We start from the raw sequence: 17,911 nt of genomic DNA, 5'->3' as shown, positions 1-17,911 counted from the left end.
GCAGGGTCAAGAAATCTCGGGGGTTGAGCCCGCTCAGTTCTTCGCCACGAAGCACTGCCCGCCCTGGCCCTGCAGCTTGGAGCAGAGCGAAGAGGCCTCCTCCTTCGACATGGGGCCGACGCGTACCCGGTAGAGAGTGCTGCCGTTCACTTCGGCCTTTCGGATCATGGCGGGGAAACTTCCAAGATCGGCATACTTGCGCTGGAACGAGGCGAAGACGGACTGAGCGGAGGCCTCGGAATTGGCGACGCCCAGCTGAACGGAGAAGCCGCCGCCCGAGGTCGTATCCGCCGCGACCGGTGCGACGGGCTGAGCCGAAGCCACCTGCTGCGGCGCGGGGGTGCTCGCAGGTGTGGCTGCAACCGGCTTGGGTGCCGGTGCCGCGGCGGGCGTGGCCGGCGCTGCGACGGGAGTGCTCGCCGCAGGCCTGGGCTGGGCCGGGCTGGGCGCAGCCTGCGCGGGAGCCGGGGCGGACTGCGCCTGAGGCGGCAGGGTCATGGCTGCCGGAGCCGCAGGCTGGGAAGACGGAGCCTCCCCGGCGACGGTGCCGTCGGGACGGATCGTGACGGTGCGGACCTTCTTCGGCTCGCCGAGGTTCAGGCTGGCGGTCTGCTGGTGCTTGACCGCTCCGCCGGGAACCGTGCCGCCCGTGGCATCGGCCACGGCGTTGCCGTTCATGCGCACGGCCTGCTGCACGTCGACCGGCTGCTCCTCGCGGTTCACCACCTTGGTGGCGGTATTCTGGTTGGCGCGCTCGTAGATCTGCTTGTTCTGGTTCGGAATCTCGACCCCGCCCGGATTCTGGGGCTGAACCTTGATGGGCTCGTTGTTCGCCTTGATCAGCGGAGGCTCGCCTCCGGTGATCGCCGAGGAGCCCGAGGCCAGATAGGCAGCACCGCCTCCTATCGCCAGGGCGCCGACGACCGCCGCGATCACGATAGGCCCTTTGCGGGAACGGCTCTTTTCGACGGGCGGGTAATCCAGGGGTTCGGGCTGGCCGTAGCCCTGGTCGGCATACTGAGACGCCTGATCGGCATAGTAATCCTGCGCGTAGGCCTCGCTGCCGTAAGCGCCCCCATCCTGGTGGGAGGGCTGATGGCCATAATCCGGCTCGGGGCTGCGAGCATGGCTCGGCGCATAGGCGCTATGATCGTAAGCCGGCGCGGCGTGGCTGGCCTGAGGCGCGCGCGAAGGGACCTCGCGGGCCATCGGCGTCACATTGTCGCGGACGGCAAAAAGATCGTCGATCGACGACCCTTGAGCGTGCTGACGGCCCGATCCGTCACTCGCCAGGATCGACTGGAAAGGATCGTCCTGCCCCACAATCCGGGCCAATTCGGCCAGCGGATCGCTCCGGGAGGCCGAGGCCTGCTGGGCCTGCGGGGTACCCGCCTGGGCGAGCTGCCGTTCGATCTCCCCGAGATCGACGGCAAAACGGGGCTTCACTGATTCGCTCATGCGCCGGTTCTCCAGTTACGCGACAAGAGCACCTGTTGCTCCGCCGGCACGACGTGACAGGACCTGGCGCGTAAGCTCCTAAGCGGCTGATCCGCCTTAAAGAATACTATCGCATTTCGTCAGGTGCCGTAACGCCCAGGATTGCGAGACCAGATGCGAGCACACCCTTCAGGGCATGCACGAGAGCGAGCCTCGCTTGTGTTGAATCTTTATCAGTTAGATTAACAAAGCGTAATTGCGGCAAGTCTTTGCCCTTGTTCCATAAGCTATGGAACGCGCTCGCCAGATCATACAGGTAAAACGCGACCCGGTGAGGCTCGTGAGCTTCCGCCGCGGCCTCGATCATCCTCGGAAATTGAGCGATGCGATGGATGATGTCCATTTCCGCTTCGTCACTCAGCACCGAAAGATCGGCTTTCGCGAGCTCCGCCGCCGAGAAATCGCCCCCCGGGAACGCCTCGGCCGCCTGCCGGAACACGGAGGCGCAGCGGGCATGGGCGTATTGGACATAAAAAACCGGATTGTCCTTGGACTGCTCGACGACCTTGGCGAGGTCGAAGTCCAGGGTCGCGTCGTTCTTGCGGAAGATCATCATGAAGCGGGCGGCATCCCGGCCCACCTCGTCGACGACCTCGCGAAGCGTCACGAAGTCGCCCGAGCGCTTCGACATCTTCACCGGCTCGCCGCCCCGGAGGAGCTTCACGAGCTGGCAGAGCTTCACGTCGAGATCGGCCCGGTCGTCGGAGACAGCCTTCACGGCGGCCTGCATGCGCTTCACATAGCCGCCGTGGTCCGCGCCCCACACATCGATCATGGAGGCGAAGCCGCGCTCGAACTTGGAGCGGTGATAGGCGATATCCGAGGCAAAGTAGGTGTAGGAGCCGTCAGACTTGAGCAGCGGGCGATCCACCTCGTCGCCGAAGGCGGTGGCGCGGAACAGCAGTTGCTCGCGATCCTCCCAGTCCTCGTCCTTCTGCCCCTTGGGCGGCGGCAGGCGGCCCATATAGACCAGATCGCGGCCGCGAAGCTCAGTAATGAGCTCCTTCACCTGATCCACCGGACCGGTCTGCAGGCTGCGCTCGGAGAAGAACACGTCATGGTGGATGTTGAGCGCCGCGAGGTCGTCGCGGATCATGTCCATCATGGCGTCGATCGAGGCCTCGCGAACGAGGGGAAGCCATTCGGCCTCGGGCTTGTCGAGAAGCGTCCGGCCGTATTCCCCGGCAAGGCGCTCGCCGACGGGCTTCAGGTAATCGCCCGGATAAAGACCTTCAGGAATGGTCCCGATGTCGTGGCCCAGGGCCTCCTTGTAGCGGAGATAGGCCGACCGGGCGAGCACATCGACCTGCGCCCCGGCATCGTTGATGTAGTATTCGCGGGTGACCTTGTAGCCGGCGAAATCGAGCAGCCCGGCGAGCGCGTCGCCGAAGACCGCGCCGCGGCAATGGCCAACATGCATCGGTCCGGTCGGGTTGGCCGACACGTATTCCACGTTCACGGGAGCGCCCTCCCCCTGCCCGCTGCGGCCGAAACCGGCGGCATCGACGACCGCCGCGCGCAGAACCTCGTGCAGCACTTGAGGCGCGAGGCGGATGTTGATGAAGCCGGGACCGGCGATCTCGACCTTGGTGACGCGCGGGTCGTCCTGAAGGTCGGCGACGAGAAGCTCGGCCAGGGCGCGCGGATTCATGCGCGCCTCCTTGGAAAGCACCATGGCGGCGTTCGTGGCGAGATCGCCATGGGAGGGGTCGCGCGGCGGCTCGACCACGACACGGCTGACATCCAGCCCCGCAGGGATCTTACCCGCCTCGGCCAGCCGGCCGAGCGCATCCGCTACCCGTTTTTCAAACAGCCCGAAAATGTTCATGGTACTTTGTCTCGATGGGGCCAGGCCCCGGGTTTCTTGAAGCTGCGCCTAACGCAGGTCCGGCGTCACGTCAAACAGGCGTCGGTGCTCGAGGATCGCATATCGGTCCGTCATGCCTGCGATGTAATCCGCCACTCGGCGAGCGAGGCGCGGCTCGTCGTCCCTGGGCAGATCGGCCTGCCATTCCTCCGGCATCAGCTCCGGTTCGGCCTTGAAGCGCCGGAACAGGTCGCGCAGCACCGCATCGGCCTGGGCCCGGACCCGCATCACATCCGGGTGGCGGTACATGCGCGCGTAAAGGAAGCGCTTGATCGAGGCATCGGCCTCCTTCATGGCCTTGGAGAAGCAGACGACCGTATCGCCCGCCTGCCGGATGTCCTCGGCCTTGCCGGGAGACAGCGCCGCGAGCCTGCGATCCCCCTCCGCCACCACGTCCTCCACGAAGCGGGTGATCACGCGCCGGGTCAGCTCATGGATCCGCCGGGACAGGTCGAGCGCCGGGTAACGGGTATCGATCTCGGTCAGGAGCTCGTTGAGGAACGGCACCTCGCGCAGATCCTCGATCCTGAACAGCCCGGCTCGCAGGCCATCGTCGATGTCGTGGGCATCGTAGGCGATATCGTCGGCGATGGCCGCCGCCTGCGCCTCGCCGCCGGCATGGGTGGACAGCTCCAGATCCTGCTGGGCGTTGTATTCGAGAATCGCCAGCGGGACGCCCGGGGCGGCATAGCGCAGGGTCGGCCTGCCCTCGGCGTCGAGGAGCGGGCCGTTATGTTTGACCAGGCCCTCCAGGGTCTCCCAGGTCAGGTTCACCCCGTCATATTCCGCATAGCGGCGCTCCAGCCGGGTCACGACGCGCAGGGCTTGGGCATTGTGGTCGAAGCCGCCGAAGCCCGCCATGCACTCGTCCAGCGTATCCTCGCCCGTATGGCCGAAGGGCGTATGGCCGAGGTCGTGGGAGAGCGCCAGGGCTTCGGCCAGGTCCTCGTCGAGGCCCAGGGAGCGGGCGAGCGCCCGGGCGATCTGGCTCACCTCGATGGTGTGGGTCAGCCGGGTCCTGAAATGGTCGCCCTCATGATAGACGAAGACCTGGGTCTTGTGCTTGAGTCGCCGGAAGGCCGAGGAATGGATGATCCGGTCCCGGTCGCGCTGGAACTCGCTGCGGGTCGGGGAGACCGCCTCGGGGAAAAGCCGGCCGCGGCTCCCGCGGGGGTCGCAGGCGTAAGGGGCTCGCCATCGTTCGCCAAAGGGCCGCACAATCATCCCCGGGTTGAAGCCTTGTCAGCGCGCACTTACCTTGCTCTTAACATCTTGTGCAAGAATTACGTCCTCATGAGGACTGGAACTGCCCATGACCGGAATTACCCTGACAGACCGCGCCGCCCGCCGCATCAACGAGATCATGGCCACCGAGGCCGCAGGCTCCCATTTGAGAATCAGCGTCAACGGAGGCGGCTGCTCGGGCTTTCAATACGCCTTCGACGTGGACCGGACCCGGCAGGCCGATGATCTCGTGATCGAGAAGGACGGCGCCGTCGTGGTGGTGGACGAGGTCTCCATCCAGTACATGGACGGCTCGGTCATCGACTTCGTGGACGACCTCATCGGCCAGTCCTTCAAGATCGAGAACCCCCACGCCACGGCTTCCTGTGGCTGCGGCACCTCGTTCTCGTTGTAAAAGCCTGCTCCGACCCCCTATTGTCCCCTGAGCGCCGACCGGACCCGGATGAGGGAACGGGCGCGACTGGCTTGGGGACAGATATGGGACTTCGTTACCGCACCGGCATATGCGCGTTCGCCCTGCTCGCAGGATCGACGGTCATGTCGTTCGAGCCCGCCGTGCTGCGCGACATCGCAAGCGAGAGCGGCGGAGGGCGCATCGCCGTCGGGGCGGTCAGGGTTTCGCTCTGGAACGCAGCCTTCGCCCAATCCGCCGAGAGCGTCAGCCTCGACAATGTGCGCGTGACCCTCGGCACGAAGACCTATGAGGCGAAGCGCATCGAGCTGACCGGGATCCGCTCCTCGCGTGCGGAAATCGAGGCGCTGTTCGCCCCCGGTTCGACGGAGCCGCTGGAAAGCCGCCTGAAACGCATCACCGCAAGGCAGATCTCGATTCCCGATCTTCAGGTCAGGCAGAGCTTCGGCAAAGGGACACAGACGAGCACCTACCGCAACACGGTTCTGAAGGACATCGTCGAGGGCCGCATCGCTTCTGTCATCGTCGAGACATCGGCGGCTCAATCGAACACCGGCGAGAACAACGTGCTCGTCAGCTCCGGCCGCACGAGCATCGAGGCGTTGGACCTGCCGGCACTTGCGCGGCTCTATGAGACAAAGGCCGAGGGAGCATCCGCTCCGCTGATGAAGATCTATGGAGGTTTCTCGGTCGAAAATCTCGAACTCACGGACTCGACATCCGGCATCGTCGTCAAGGTGGCCTCCCTTGGCGGCAGGGACGTCTCGGGCCGCCAGACGAAGGATTCCTGGAACGGCACCGAAGCTCTCTTCAACGAAATGGCCGAGCGCCAGGATCTTTCCTCCGAGGACCAGGCTCGCCTGCTGCCGGCGATTGCCGATATGATGGATGCGTTCCAGATCGGCTTTCTGGAAGCCACGGGCATCGAGGTGACGCCCACGGGCAAGGGGGCATCGGGGCAAGCGCGGATCGCCCGGATCGCCTATACGGGCGGCACGCAGACCCAGCCCGCGGATGTGCGTTGGGAAGGCTTCGAGTTCTCCGACGACAAGAATAGAATCAAGCTCGATTCCATGAGCGTCACCGGCTTCTCGTTCCGCCAGACGCTCGACGGTCTGAGGACCCTTCAGGTCAAGTCTCTCGACGATCTGGACGAGGCGACGGCACGCAGCCTCGTGCCGACCCTCGGGACCTTGCGCCTGTCAGGTTTCTCGTTCGACGGCGTCACCGACAGCGATGGCAGGAAGGCCAGGGTCCAGGCTGCGCTAAAAGGCTTCGAGCTCACGGCGGACAAGGCCGTGAACGCCGTTCCGACGAATATCCGCATCGGATTGCAGAACTTCACGATGGCGCTGCCTTCAAACAGCAAGGACGACAGCATCAGAGAGCTTGTGGCTCTCGGCTACAAGAACATCGATATCTCGGTCCTGGCCGCTGCCGCCTGGAACGAGACGACGAACGAGATCGTGCTCCACGAGGTATCGTTCCAGGGAGAGGACATGGGCTCCATCGTCCTCAGCGGCCTGATCGGCAATGTCGGCAAGGATGTCTTCGACACTGACACCGCTATCGCCAGCGTGGCCTTGATGGCAGGCAGGGCGAAGTCCCTCGATCTCGTCGTCGACAACAAGGGGCTGTTCGAGCGTTACATGGCCAAGGCCGCGAAGGAACAGAAATCCACGCCCGAGGCTTTGCGCCGAACCTATGCGACTGCCACGGCCTTCGTCGTGCCTGCGATGATCGGGAATTCCGAACAGGCTCAAACCCTGAGCCAGGCCATCGGGCGCTTCATCGCGAAGCCCGGCAGGCTGACGGTCAATGCACGATCCAAGGATTCCTCCGGCATGAGCCTGCTCGATTTCGTGATGGTTCCGGAGCCGGCCGCCATCGTCCAGAAATTGGACATCACGGCCAAGGCGGAGTAGCGGGCACGCGTTCACCGGGGTCGCGGTCGCTGTGCCGTCGCGACCAGCTGCCGCTACCTCGTCCGACATTGCTCTATCCTTCTGGGTGACTTGTAGCGGTAGCCTTCGAGGCTCACCATCGAGCGGCCTGCTGCGCCCTGTTCAGTCAACACCGTCACCGAGGCGTACCGCAGAGGCATAATCATCATTTCCATCCATGGGGGCGGCGCTTTTTAGCACTTAGCTATTGATGGAGGATGCTCATGAAACGGTCGACTTTCGTCACCGCCGCGGCGCTTGCCTTCGCGGTTTCGGCTCCCCTGCTCGGCATGACAACGGCACCGGCCTTCGCCCAGGACTGGGCCGACGATGCCGATCATGAGGGGAACTGGCACCAGGACAGGCGCGAACGTCTCATGGACCTGCTGCAGGAGCGCCGGGACCGGCGCTCGGAGATCATGGACATGCTCCGGGAGCGGCGCGACAGACGAGCGGAAATCATGGACATGCTGCGAGAGCGACGCGACCGGCGCGAGGCGCTTGCCGACCTGATCCGGGAGAGGCGCGGCTCCGAGGGAGAGTGCTACTTCACCACGCGAAGCCTGTCCGATGAGAACCGCGATTTTCTCATCATCGTCAGGAGGCGGGTCTGCCCAGACTGAGCCGATCGGCCCCTCGTCAGAGAAAGGATATCCGGGATGAACAAGGCCCTTATCGTAGCGATCGGACTCATGCTTCTGCCTCTGCCTGCCTTGAGCCAGGACGTATCGCGTTCCGATGACAACGGTTCCTACGACAGGCGGGATCGCGACGATGCCGCCCTGCGCGATCTTCTGCGCGACATGTCGGGGGACGGACCGAGCCGCGGCGCCTTCTTCAGGCTGCGCAACGGGGATTCCTCCGTGACGGTGCGGTGCGATACGCGCGACTCCATGCGCGCCTGCGTCGACGCCACGCTGACCCTGCTCGACAGGGCATCCCGCTCGCTTCCGCCGGGCGGTAGCGCTTCGGGAACCGGCCAGACCACGCCTCCACGCTGAGCGCTCGCCTCAGCCATCGAACCGGGACGCCCCATCAAAGGGCGCCCCGGTTCGAGCGTGCTCCTACTCCTGCTCCGCGGCCTGCGCCTCGACCACCGCGATGGCCGTGAGGTTGACGATGCCGCGCGCCGTGACGGAGGGCGTCAGGATATGCGCGGGCTTCGCCGGGCCGATGAGGATCGGGCCGACGGGCAGCGAATCCGCCAGGATCTTGGTGAACTGGAACGCGATATTGGCGGCGTCCAGGTTCGGCATGATCAGCACGTTGGCCTCGCCCTTCAGGCGCGACGCGGGATTCACCCGGTCACGGATCATCTGGGACAGGGCAGCATCCGCCTGCATTTCGCCGTCGACTTCGAGCTCGGGGGCGCGCTCGTTGATGCGGGCAAGCGCCTCACGCATCTTGAGCGCGGAGCGGGTATCGGCCGCGCCGAAATCCGCGTGCGACAGAAGCGCGATCTTCGGCTCGATGCCGAAGCGCCGCACATGGCTGGCGCAGGCGATCGCCATGTCGGCGATTTCCTCCGCGCTGGGATCGAACTGCACATGCGTATCGGCGAGGAAATAAGCGCCCTTCGCCGTGATCACGAGCGACAGAGCCGCCATCTCGTGCACGCCGGGCGCAAGGCCGATGATGTCCTTGATGTGCTTGAGGCGGGACTGGAAGCGACCTTCCAGGCCGCAGATGAGGGCATCCGCATCCCCGCGCCTCACCGCGACCGCGCCGATCACGGTGGAGTTCGTGCGTACGAGGGTCTTGGCCGCATCCGGCGTGATGCCCTTGCGCCCTGCCGCCTCCACGTAGGAAGCGACATAATCGCGGTAGCGCGGATCGTCCTCCGGGTTCACCAGCTCGAAATGCTTGCCCATCTCCATAGAGAGGCCGAAGCGCTTGATGCGCGCTTCAACGACGTTCGGCCGCCCGATCAGGATCGGCTTGGCGATGCCCTCCTCGACGATGACCTGCACGGCGCGCAGCACGCGCTCGTCCTCGCCCTCCGCATAGATCACGCGCTTCGGCTTGGCCTTGGCCTGCGAGATCAGCGGCTTCATGATGAAGCCGGAGCGGAACACGAAGCGGCCGAGGGATTCGGCATAGGCTTCCAGATCCGCCAGCGGCCGCTTGGCGACGCCCGAATCCATAGCCGCCTTGGCGACGGCGGGGGCGATGCGCAGGATCAGGCGCGGATCGAACGGGCTCGGGATCAGCGACTGGCGGCCGAAGGGACGCGCCTCGCCGCCATAGGCCCGCGCGACGACTTCGGACGGCGCTTCGCGGGCGAGCCCCGCGATGGCCTTCACGGCGGCGGCCTTCATCGCCTCGTTGATGGTGGTGGCCTGTACATCGAGCGCGCCGCGGAAAATGTAGGGGAAACACAGGACGTTGTTGACCTGGTTCGGATAATCCGAGCGCCCGGTGCAGATCATCGCGTCGGGACGGGCGGCCTCGGCCTCCTCCGGCATGATCTCGGGATAAGGGTTGGCGAGCGCCAGGATCAGCGGGCGCGGCGCCATCTTCGCCAGCATCTCGGGCTTCAGCACGCCGCCGGCCGACAGCCCCAGGAACACGTCCGCATCGGCGATCACGTCGGCCAGGGTGCGCGCATCGGTCTTCTGCGCGTAAACCGACTTCCAGCGGTCCATGAGCTCGTTGCGGCCCTCATGGACCACGCCTTCGATATCCGTGACCCAGATGTTCTCGCGCTTCGCGCCAAGCGACACGAGGAGGTTGAGGCAGGCGAGCGCGGCAGCCCCCGCGCCCGAGGTCACGATCTTCACGTCCTCGATGCGCTTTCCGGCGAGTTCGAGGGCGTTCGTCACCGCGGCGCCCACGATGATGGCCGTGCCGTGCTGATCGTCATGGAAGACGGGAATGCCCATGCGGGCCTTCAGACGCTCCTCCAGCTCGAAGCATTCGGGCGCCTTGATGTCTTCGAGGTTGATGCCGCCGAAGGTAGGTTCGAGCGCCGCGATCACCTCCACGAGCTTGTCCACGTTCTTCTCGGCCAGCTCGATGTCGAACACGTCGATGCCGGAGAATTTCTTGAACAGGACCGCCTTGCCCTCCATCACGGGCTTGGAGGCGAGCGGGCCGATATCGCCGAGCCCCAGCACGGCGGTGCCGTTGGAGATCACGGCCACGAGGTTCTGGCGCGAGGTGAGATTGGCGGCCTCGTCCGGATCGGCGGCGATGGCCTCGCAGGGGGCGGCGACGCCGGGCGAATAGGCAAGCGCCAGGTCGCGCTGGTTGCCTAGGGGCTTGGTCGGCTGGATCTCGAGCTTTCCGGGGCGCGGGTGCTGATGGTAGAACATCGCTCCCGATTTCAGATCCTGCGAGATGTCCTGTCCCATCCCCGACACTCCTTGCACTGACCAAACTGTTCCGGAGGCCCTTGTGCGCGCGCTGCCCCCCTGCCGTCAATGTTCTTCTCCTGCCCTCGGGGCGGAACGATGAAACTCGGCCACCGTCTGAAGAACTGGCGCAACCCGCATAACCAGACGCGCCTGCACCTGGCGAAGATGGCGGGCCGCTACGGCTATGAGATCGGCGAGTTTACCTACGGCAAGCCGAAGGTGCGTTTCCCCGAATCCGGGAAGAAGCTCACCATCGGGCGCTATTGCTCCATTGCCGACAAGGTGGAGATCCTGCTCGGGGGCAACCACCGCACCGACTGGGGCACCACCTATCCGTTCTCGGCCTTCCGGGAATTGTGGCCCTCCGCTCCCCGAAGCGACGACTATCATGCCTCCAGGGGCGACGTGGTCATCGGGCACGATGTCTGGCTCGGCTCCGGCGCCATCGTCATGTCTGGTGTGACGATAGGGCATGGCGCGGTGGTCGCGGCCCATGCCATCGTGACCAAGGACGTGCCGCCCTATGCCATCGTCGGCGGCAATCCGGCCAAGGTCATCCGCTACCGCTTCGACGAGGACACCGTCGCGGGGCTGCTCGAGGCCCGCTGGTGGGAGCTGCCGCAGGAGAAGATCGCCACACTCATCCCGCTCCTGCAGAGCGACCGGACCCGCGAGCTGATCGCGGCGGTCAAGGTGCTGCGGGCTCAATCGTCTTGATCGTCCGGCGGCCGAGAGCCCTGGCCTTGAGCCCCAGGGCCGGCTTCTCGACGAGGGTCCAGGACAGTGCTGCGACGATCAGCGTGAGGATGATGGAGGGCGGAAGCAGCATCCAGGCCGCCGTGCCCGGCCAGAGCGCGTGCAGGCTCTGCTGGATCGGCCAGCCGTAGAGATAGGTGCCGTAGGACAGATCGGCCTTGGGCTCGTAGGCGAAGCGCGTGAGCACGGGCGAGAGGGCGAGCCAGAGGATGCCGTAGGCCGTGCCCGTGAAGAGCAGCGTCTTGTAGAGGAAAGTCCCGGCGCTCAGCCAGGTGGCGAGGATCAGCGCCAGGACGAGCAGCCCCGAAAGGCGCACCTGCCCGCGCCAGACATAGAGCGCCCCTCCGAACGCGAATATCAGCGGCAGGCGCAGGGCGGTTTCCATGCCCTTGGGCGCATCGGGCCGCAGGAGATCGAGCCCGGCCAGCGCCATCGCCAGCCCGAGCACGAGGGCGAGCGCGGCCATGCGGGAGCGCAGCAGGCCGAGAAGGCCGATCGCGAAGACGCCCGCATAGCACATGACCTCGTATTTCAGGGTCCAGACCGTGCCCATGGGAAAGATGAAGGGATTGTCGGCGAACACGCCGGGCAAGGCGATGTTGCTCTTGAAGCTCGTGAGCGTCGCCGTGATGAAACGGCGCAGTCCTGGGCTCTGCAGATATTCGCCGAGGGGCAGCGCGGTCATCGCCGCGCCGAGCAGGAGCGAGACCGCCAGCACCGCCACGATCAGGCCCGGCGCGATGCGCAGAGTGCGGGCGATAGCGTAGTCGCGCCAGCCGCGCCGGTCGAAGCTCATGGTGACGAGAAAGCCCGAGATGGCGAAGAAGCCGTTCACCGCATGCTCGCCCAGGGTGAAGCCCGTCGAGACGGTGAGCGGCTCGTCGGTCAGCGTGCCGGTGGTGACGCTGAAGGCATGCGACACGACGACGGCCAAGGCCAGGGCCAGGCGGATCAGGGCGAAGTTGTTCCTGTCCTGCTCCAGGGTGTCGGCGACGCGCGGCGCGCCTTTCAGGAATGCAACCGCGCTCATGTCACCCCCTCGCGCTCCAGGGCCTTCACGCCCCTCAGGAAGGCCAGCGCCCCCGCCGCAGAGCCGCCATAACGCTCGATCAGCTTGCGCTGGAAGGTGAGGCACGCCCCGAGCGCCTTGAGGGCGTTGACGGCGAACATGCCCGGCGCCGGATCGGGCAGGCCGTATTTGCGGCTCACATAGGCGCGCGACCAGGCCTGGTGCCAGCGCGAGGTGAAGATGCGGCCGGGCTTCTCGCCGCTCGACCGCCCGCGCCCGTGGCGCACGAGCGCCTGCGGCACATAGACCAGGGCCGCGCCGGAATCCGCCACGCGGCGGCAGAGATCGTCGTCCTCGTAGAAGAGGAAGATGTTGTCGTCGAAGCCGCCGAGGCTCAGGAAAGCGTCGCGGCGGATGAGGAAGCACGCGCCGGAGAAGAACGGCGCGCAGGCCTCGCCCTCGGGCAGCACGAGCTTGCCGTGCGGGTTGGTGAGATAGGACGCGAGCAGCGAGCGCGGCTGATAGAACACCCGCCCGCTCGGCTCCACGATCTGCGGCGCGAAGAGCACCGCATCGGGATAGCGGCGCGCCGCATCGACGAGCGCGGCGACCGCGCCTGCCCCGACGACGCAATCCGGATTGACGACGAGGATGAACTCGGAATCCGCCGCCCGCGCCCCGATGTTGTTGGCGCGGCCATAGCCCTCGTTGCGGGCGTTGCGGATCACCCTTGCGCCCTGCCCTTCGGCCACGGCGACGGTCTCGTCCGCCGAGGCGTTGTCGACCACGAGCGCGGAAACGCCATCCGCCCGCAATGCGCCGAGACACTCCGGCAGCGCATGGGCGCTGTCGAAGGTCACGACGATGGCGGTGACGTCGGCGTTGCTCATTTCTCCGGCAGGTTCAGCCGGATGTGAAGCTCGCGCAGCTGCTTGGCCGTCGCCTCGGAGGGCGCGCCGAGCAACAGGTCCTCAGCCTTCTGGTTCATCGGGAAGAGCGTGATTTCGCGCAGGTTCTGCGCGCCGCAGAGCAGCATCACGATGCGGTCCACGCCCGCCGCCATGCCGCCGTGGGGCGGCGCGCCGTACTGGAAGGCACGGTACATGCCGCCGAAGCGCTCCATCACTTCCTGCTCGCCGTAGCCCGCGATCTCGAAGGCCTTCACCATGCGGTCGGGGCGGTGGTTGCGGATCGAGCCGGAGGCCATCTCGTAACCGTTGCAGACCATGTCGTACTGGAAGGCCGTGATCTTGAGGATCGTGTCCTTGTCAGACGGATCGAGCGCCATGAAGGCGTCGTGGTCCATGTTGCCCATGGAGAACGGGTTGTGGGAGAAGTCGATCTTCTTCTCGTCCTCGTTCCACTCGTATTGCGGGAAGTCGACGATCCAGCAGAAGGCGTACTGGTCCTTGTTGCCGAGACCCAGCTCGTCGCCGATGCGCACGCGCGCCTTGCCGGCGAGAGAGGCCGCCTTGTCCTCGACGCCCGCCGAGAAGAACACCGCGTCGCCCGCCTTGATGCCGGCCTTCTCGCGGATGAGAGCTTGAGCCTCTTCAGGAATGAACTTGGCGATCGGGCCCTTGGCCTGGATCTGGCCGCCCTCCTCCTCGAACACGATGTAGCCGAGGCCGGGCGCGCCTTCCGTGCGGGCCCAGTCGTTGAGCTTGTCGAAGAAGGAGCGCGGCTGCGCGGCCGCGCCGGGCGCGGGAATCGCGCGCACGACGCCGCCGCCCTTCACCACGTTCTTGAACGCGTTGAAGGTCACGTCCTCACGCTCGAACACCTCCGACACGTCGGCGATGACGAGCGGGTTGCGCAGGTCCGGCTTGTCGGAGCCGTATTTCAGCATAGCCTCGAAATACGGGATGCGCGGGAAGACCTCGGTGACGGGCTTGCCTTCCGCGAATTCCTTGAAGGTGTCGCGGATCACCGGCTCCATGGTCTGGAAGATGTCTTCCTGCGTGACGAAGCTCATCTCCACGTCGAGCTGGTAGAACTCGCCCGGCAGGCGGTCGGCGCGCGGGTCCTCGTCGCGGAAGCAGGGCGCGATCTGGAAGTACCGGTCGAAGCCGGACATCATGATCAGCTGCTTGAACTGCTGCGGGGCCTGCGGCAGCGCGTAGAACTTGCCGGGATGGATGCGCGAGGGCACGAGGAAGTCGCGCGCGCCCTCCGGCGAGGAGGCCGTGAGAATCGGCGTGGTGAACTCGAAGAAGCCGCTCTTCTGCATGCGGGTGCGGAGCGAGTTGATGATCGCGCCGCGCTTCATGATGTTGTTGTGCAGCTTCTCACGGCGCAGGTCGAGATACCGATAGGTAAGACGGGTCTCCTCCGGATAATCCTGGTCGCCGAAGACCGGCATGGGAAGCTCGGCCGCAGGCCCCAGCACCTCCATGTCTGTGATGTAGAGCTCGATCATGCCGGTGGGCAGCTCCGGGTTCTCGGTGCCCGCCGGGCGCTTGCGCACCTTGCCGTCGACGCGGATCACCCATTCGGAGCGCGCGGTCTCGGCCAGCTTGAAGGCCGGCGAATCCGGGTCGATCACGCATTGCGTCATGCCGTAATGGTCGCGCAGGTCGATGAACAGCACGCCGCCGTGGTCGCGGATGCGGTGGCACCAGCCGGAAAGGCGGGCAACCTGGCCGACATCGGTTTCGCGGAGCGCGCCGCAGGTATGGGAACGGTAACGGTGCATGGAGGCGGACATGAAAAAGCCTGCTGGTTCGGTTTGAAGCGCAACATCCATGGGAGGAAGGGGAAGTCAAGGCGGAAGGCTGAAATCGAGCCTGCGCGAGGGCGTTCCCTCCCCCGAAAGGGGATGGCGGCTGTGGGCTTGGTCCTGGGCTGTCTCGTGGGTCGAGGGAAGCGCGGGACTTGGGCTGGCCTCGCCGCGTCCTTGCGGGCGCGCGAAGGGGTTCGGGACGGGAGATCCGCCCGGACGGGAAGCCGCTCCGCCTCCCGCGCACGGCTTTTCGACCCTGAGCCCCGCACTCCAGCCCGTCAGGGACGAACCCTCAGAGGGCGCTACGGCGCGGTCGTCGCGCAGCCCCGGGTGCGCCGGTGCCGGCGAGGCTTGGGAGGAGCGGAGACAGGAGCCTGCCCGAACAGGTCGGTCTTTCTGCCTCCTCCACGCAGGACCCCGACCGCCGGAGGGTGCGACTCCCCTGGCGGATCGGAACCGTCTCCGGCCTCCACAACCGACGCCTCGGGCGCGTCCCTCGTGAGACCGGATACGCCACACATAGCGAGGATCAGGAAAATTGTAAAGAACAAAAAGAGAACAAACAAACCTGCCGCATTGTCGATTGATTGTCGCGCCGCCTTGTCGGGCGATCATCCCCAGCGCTTGGCCATCCAAATCCGGTCATGGCCAAGCGGCCGGTCCTTCAGGCGGCCGATCTCGGCATAACCCTGCTTGCGGTAGAAGCCGGGCGCCTGGAACGTCGATGTCGTCAATTGCGCGCCGATCGCGCCGTGCCTGCGGGCAGCCTCCTCCGCCAGATCCAACAGGCGCGCGCCATGGCCCTGCCCGCGCACGGCCTCATCGACCCAGAAATGATCGACCTGGAGCCAGCCCAGGACGATCTGGCCCCGGATGCCGCCCCGAACCTGGCTGTCGGCGTCCCGCATGAGCAGGGTCAGGGGAATCAAGGGCCATGTGCCGGTCTGCGCGATCATGTGCGCGCGCAAGCCCGCCGTCACGTCGTCGGCCCCCGGCGGATTAGCGTCCTCAAGCACCTCGATCTGCATGGCCCTGCCCTGGATTCGACACCCGTTCCGCAGGCTCTATGAACGAAAGTCGGCCTTTCACAAAGAAGCTTACCGGAAACCAGAGTTCTTCTGGCCCGCGCCGGTTTTCCCCTACGCCACCAGCTTCCGGTACAGGTGCCAGGTCGTGTGGCCCAGGATCGGCAGGGCCACCACGAGCCCCAGGAAGGCCGGAAGCGCGGCGACGAATAGCAGGAGCACGACGCAAAGCGCCCAGCCCAGCATGGTGACCGGGTTGCTCACCACCGCCCGGACGCTGGCGATCATCGCCGTGATGAAATCCACCTCCCGGTCGAGCAGCAGCGGGAAGGACACCACGGTCAGGGAGAAGGTGACGATGGCGAGCACCGCGCCGACCATGTGCCCGACGGCGAGGAAGGCGAGCCCCTCGGGCGTGGTGAAGAGAACCGCCGGGAAGCCGCCCGCGGGCATGCCGTGGAGCCCGAAGAACAGGGCGATCAGGAGGCGCACCTGATACATCCAGATGATGAAGATGAAGACCGTGACGAAGGCCATCCAGGAGATTTCCTTGCCCCCCTGCGCCCACATGGCTTTGAACACGCCGGGCCAGGACGGGACCTCCCCCTTCTCGCGCAGGCGGCTGACCTCGTAGAGCCCGACGGCCACGAAGGGCCCGATGAGCACGAAGCCCGCAGCCAGGGGATAGACGAGATAGAGCAGATCCCACAGGAGGGCGCAGGCGAGAATGGCGACCCCGCCGAGGGCATAGACGCCCCCGAAGAACAGCCCGAAGGCCGGATAGGCCTGAAAGTCCCGAAGGCCCGCCGAAAGGGCATCGACGAGATCGGACCGCCCGATCCGGCGGATGGCGGGCTCCTGGCGCAGGACGGGCGCGGTGGAATGCGTGTCTTCGGTCATTTCATCCCTCCCAAGGCTTGCGACCGGAATGCCTCGCATCGGCGGGTCGCGAACCGCTTTCGCAGCCTCGAAGGCCTTTGTTCTCTCGAAAGCAGGCACCGAAAACTATAGCTCTCGCGGGCGGTGAATGTCGAATACGGAAGAGCCCTTAATTCGCCTCCCGGGAACGAGACGGACGCCCCGGATGGAGGCCATTCCGTCGCACCCTTTATCCCCATGTTTTGAAAGGGCATTTTCGACCCAATCCCGGCTTCGCGACGATTGCGGGGCAAGGGTCGAATCCCCATATCTCGCTTATGGCGACAACCTTTGCGACATCCCTGTTGAGGCCGGCCCGGAACGCCCCCGTCGAGGAGCGGATCGAGGGCAACTGGCACGTCTATCCCCTGGAGGGCGCGCTGGAGCTCGACTATGTGGATCAGGCCGGGAATCCGAGCCGGCGCTGGGTGCTGGCGCGCGAGCTGAAGGTAGGCCCCGGCAAGATGCTCCTGGGCGGCATCGACATCCTGTCCGACGACGGCTATCGCGGTTTCCGGGTCGACCGGATCCAGCGCCTGGAGGATGCGGAGACCGGCCTCGTGGTCGAGCACAATATTCTCGACTGGCTCATGAAGCAGGCGGAGCGTCAGAACAAGGAACGCCGGAAGAAACTACAGCAGGCTTGAGCTGTAGCACTATTCAAACAAAACGGCGAGCGGATCGCCGTTTTGCTGCATGACGTAAGCTGCCTGTTGGGCTGCTTATCTCTTAGGCTGCTTCGGCTGCTTTGGCGGATTGACGATTTGGACCGGGGTTCCGACAGGAACCTTCGGAGTTCCGAAGCAGGTTCCCGGGTAGCCAACTCTGCCACCCCCACCACTTTCAACCATGGTGACGAAGCAGTCCTGGAAGATGACCCGCGCCACACCTCCTGCAATTTCGCAGAGCTGTGCATCGTCGAGCTGTTGAATCGCTGTTGTCATATACCCCTCCATCCCTTAGCGGCCAGCTTATGCAATGTTACGTCGTAACATAAGTCAATCACTTTTTTAGAACGCTCCAGGGCCGCCCCGTCCTGCAAAGTCGGTGTCGGATGCATCCAGACTTTCATCAGGCTGAAGCCCCCATTTCATCGTCCCTTGCAAGCCATTTTATGTTAGATAGTATCGTTTCAAACCATGGCGCATGCTCATTGTGATC

General features: G+C 65.3%; 16 protein-coding genes. 6 read left to right on the top strand and 10 right to left on the bottom strand.

Annotated features, from left to right (window positions below):
- Positions 1-33 precede the first annotated feature (33 nt).
- From L879_RS22420 to L879_RS0119525, 3 genes are all read right to left on the bottom strand, one after another.
- Positions 34-1,458 carry an SPOR domain-containing protein gene (locus L879_RS22420; RefSeq protein ID WP_051435459.1) on the bottom strand — a complete coding sequence of 475 codons (1,425 nt, stop codon included), beginning with the start codon at positions 1,456-1,458 and terminating at the stop codon, positions 34-36.
- Positions 1,459-1,564: 106 nt separating this feature from the next.
- Positions 1,565-3,325: an arginine--tRNA ligase gene (gene argS / locus L879_RS0119530; protein WP_027317569.1), complete on the bottom strand. Its 1,761-nt coding sequence runs from the start codon at positions 3,323-3,325 to the stop codon at positions 1,565-1,567.
- A 48-nt stretch (positions 3,326-3,373) separates the two neighbouring features.
- Positions 3,374-4,588, bottom strand: a complete 1,215-nt coding sequence (locus L879_RS0119525) for a deoxyguanosinetriphosphate triphosphohydrolase (protein WP_027317568.1) — start codon at positions 4,586-4,588, stop codon at positions 3,374-3,376.
- An 88-nt stretch (positions 4,589-4,676) separates the two neighbouring features.
- Here L879_RS0119525 and erpA point away from each other — a divergent pair, with 88 nt between their 5' ends.
- The 4 genes from erpA (at position 4,677) to L879_RS0119505 (ending at position 7,965) form a co-directional block, all read left to right on the top strand.
- Positions 4,677-5,003 (top strand): iron-sulfur cluster insertion protein ErpA, encoded by a 327-nt coding sequence (gene erpA / locus L879_RS0119520; RefSeq protein WP_027317567.1) that lies wholly within the window; start codon positions 4,677-4,679, stop codon positions 5,001-5,003.
- A 143-nt stretch (positions 5,004-5,146) separates the two neighbouring features.
- Positions 5,147-6,946: an aq_1923 C-terminal domain gene (locus L879_RS0119515; RefSeq protein WP_183501333.1), complete on the top strand. Its 1,800-nt coding sequence runs from the start codon at positions 5,147-5,149 to the stop codon at positions 6,944-6,946.
- A gap of 242 nt (positions 6,947-7,188) precedes the next feature.
- Positions 7,189-7,587, top strand: a complete 399-nt coding sequence (locus L879_RS0119510; protein WP_084021194.1) for a hypothetical protein — start codon at positions 7,189-7,191, stop codon at positions 7,585-7,587.
- Positions 7,588-7,623: 36 nt separating this feature from the next.
- Positions 7,624-7,965: a hypothetical protein gene (locus L879_RS0119505; protein WP_027317564.1), complete on the top strand. Its 342-nt coding sequence runs from the start codon at positions 7,624-7,626 to the stop codon at positions 7,963-7,965.
- A gap of 63 nt (positions 7,966-8,028) precedes the next feature.
- On the opposite strand, the gene L879_RS22415 is transcribed toward L879_RS0119505, so the two are convergent.
- Positions 8,029-10,317 carry an NADP-dependent malic enzyme gene (locus L879_RS22415; protein WP_035460193.1) on the bottom strand — a complete coding sequence of 763 codons (2,289 nt, stop codon included), beginning with the start codon at positions 10,315-10,317 and terminating at the stop codon, positions 8,029-8,031.
- A gap of 99 nt (positions 10,318-10,416) precedes the next feature.
- Between L879_RS22415 and L879_RS0119495 the strand changes: the two genes are divergently transcribed.
- Positions 10,417-11,037 carry a CatB-related O-acetyltransferase gene (locus L879_RS0119495; RefSeq protein WP_027317563.1) on the top strand — a complete coding sequence of 207 codons (621 nt, stop codon included), beginning with the start codon at positions 10,417-10,419 and terminating at the stop codon, positions 11,035-11,037.
- Here L879_RS0119495 and L879_RS0119490 read toward each other — a convergent pair.
- The 5 genes from L879_RS0119490 to L879_RS0119470 form a co-directional block, all read right to left on the bottom strand.
- Complete coding sequence (locus L879_RS0119490; RefSeq protein WP_027317562.1) at positions 11,009-12,106, bottom strand: acyltransferase family protein; 1,098 nt, start codon at positions 12,104-12,106, stop codon at positions 11,009-11,011. The genes L879_RS0119495 and L879_RS0119490 overlap by 29 nt on opposite strands.
- Positions 12,103-12,975 carry a glycosyltransferase family 2 protein gene (locus L879_RS0119485; protein WP_027317561.1) on the bottom strand — a complete coding sequence of 291 codons (873 nt, stop codon included), beginning with the start codon at positions 12,973-12,975 and terminating at the stop codon, positions 12,103-12,105. The genes L879_RS0119490 and L879_RS0119485 overlap by 4 nt, the downstream gene beginning before the upstream one ends.
- On the bottom strand, positions 12,972-14,780 hold the full coding sequence (gene aspS / locus L879_RS0119480; protein ID WP_027317560.1) for an aspartate--tRNA ligase: 1,809 nt from the start codon (positions 14,778-14,780) through the stop codon (positions 12,972-12,974). The genes L879_RS0119485 and aspS overlap by 4 nt, the downstream gene beginning before the upstream one ends.
- Before the next feature lie 638 nt (positions 14,781-15,418).
- The gene (locus tag L879_RS0119475; RefSeq protein WP_027317559.1) at positions 15,419-15,835 is read right to left on the bottom strand and encodes a GNAT family N-acetyltransferase; all 417 of its coding nucleotides are present in this window, start codon (positions 15,833-15,835) and stop codon (positions 15,419-15,421) included.
- Between the two features lie 111 nt (positions 15,836-15,946).
- On the bottom strand, positions 15,947-16,732 hold the full coding sequence (locus L879_RS0119470) for a DUF2189 domain-containing protein (protein ID WP_051435458.1): 786 nt from the start codon (positions 16,730-16,732) through the stop codon (positions 15,947-15,949).
- Positions 16,733-17,028: 296 nt separating this feature from the next.
- Here L879_RS0119470 and L879_RS0119465 point away from each other — a divergent pair, with 296 nt between their 5' ends.
- Positions 17,029-17,397: a hypothetical protein gene (locus tag L879_RS0119465; protein ID WP_051435457.1), complete on the top strand. Its 369-nt coding sequence runs from the start codon at positions 17,029-17,031 to the stop codon at positions 17,395-17,397.
- Between the two features lie 75 nt (positions 17,398-17,472).
- On the opposite strand, the gene L879_RS23815 is transcribed toward L879_RS0119465, so the two are convergent.
- Positions 17,473-17,694: a hypothetical protein gene (locus L879_RS23815; protein ID WP_154664273.1), complete on the bottom strand. Its 222-nt coding sequence runs from the start codon at positions 17,692-17,694 to the stop codon at positions 17,473-17,475.
- Between the last annotated feature and the right edge of the window lie 217 nt (positions 17,695-17,911).

The sequence above is a fragment of the Microvirga flocculans ATCC BAA-817 genome, from assembly GCF_000518665.1.
GTDB lineage: Bacteria > Pseudomonadota > Alphaproteobacteria > Rhizobiales > Beijerinckiaceae > Microvirga > Microvirga flocculans.
Note: the sequence above shows the minus strand (reverse complement) of the source record. Positions and strands in the feature narration are given on the sequence as shown.

Coding starts and splice junctions, on each gene's coding strand:
- L879_RS22420 (WP_051435459.1), bottom strand. CDS start 1,458: ATGAGCGAATCAGTGAAGCCCCGTTTTGCCGTCGATCTCGGGGAGATC.
- argS (WP_027317569.1), bottom strand. CDS start 3,325: ATGAACATTTTCGGGCTGTTTGAAAAACGGGTAGCGGATGCGCTCGGC.
- L879_RS0119525 (WP_027317568.1), bottom strand. CDS start 4,588: ATGATTGTGCGGCCCTTTGGCGAACGATGGCGAGCCCCTTACGCCTGC.
- erpA (WP_027317567.1), top strand. CDS start 4,677: ATGACCGGAATTACCCTGACAGACCGCGCCGCCCGCCGCATCAACGAG.
- L879_RS0119515 (WP_183501333.1), top strand. CDS start 5,147: ATGTCGTTCGAGCCCGCCGTGCTGCGCGACATCGCAAGCGAGAGCGGC.
- L879_RS0119510 (WP_084021194.1), top strand. CDS start 7,189: ATGAAACGGTCGACTTTCGTCACCGCCGCGGCGCTTGCCTTCGCGGTT.
- L879_RS0119505 (WP_027317564.1), top strand. CDS start 7,624: ATGAACAAGGCCCTTATCGTAGCGATCGGACTCATGCTTCTGCCTCTG.
- L879_RS22415 (WP_035460193.1), bottom strand. CDS start 10,317: ATGGGACAGGACATCTCGCAGGATCTGAAATCGGGAGCGATGTTCTAC.
- L879_RS0119495 (WP_027317563.1), top strand. CDS start 10,417: ATGAAACTCGGCCACCGTCTGAAGAACTGGCGCAACCCGCATAACCAG.
- L879_RS0119490 (WP_027317562.1), bottom strand. CDS start 12,106: ATGAGCGCGGTTGCATTCCTGAAAGGCGCGCCGCGCGTCGCCGACACC.
- L879_RS0119485 (WP_027317561.1), bottom strand. CDS start 12,975: ATGAGCAACGCCGACGTCACCGCCATCGTCGTGACCTTCGACAGCGCC.
- aspS (WP_027317560.1), bottom strand. CDS start 14,780: ATGCACCGTTACCGTTCCCATACCTGCGGCGCGCTCCGCGAAACCGAT.
- L879_RS0119475 (WP_027317559.1), bottom strand. CDS start 15,835: ATGCAGATCGAGGTGCTTGAGGACGCTAATCCGCCGGGGGCCGACGAC.
- L879_RS0119470 (WP_051435458.1), bottom strand. CDS start 16,732: ATGACCGAAGACACGCATTCCACCGCGCCCGTCCTGCGCCAGGAGCCC.
- L879_RS0119465 (WP_051435457.1), top strand. CDS start 17,029: ATGGCGACAACCTTTGCGACATCCCTGTTGAGGCCGGCCCGGAACGCC.
- L879_RS23815 (WP_154664273.1), bottom strand. CDS start 17,694: ATGACAACAGCGATTCAACAGCTCGACGATGCACAGCTCTGCGAAATT.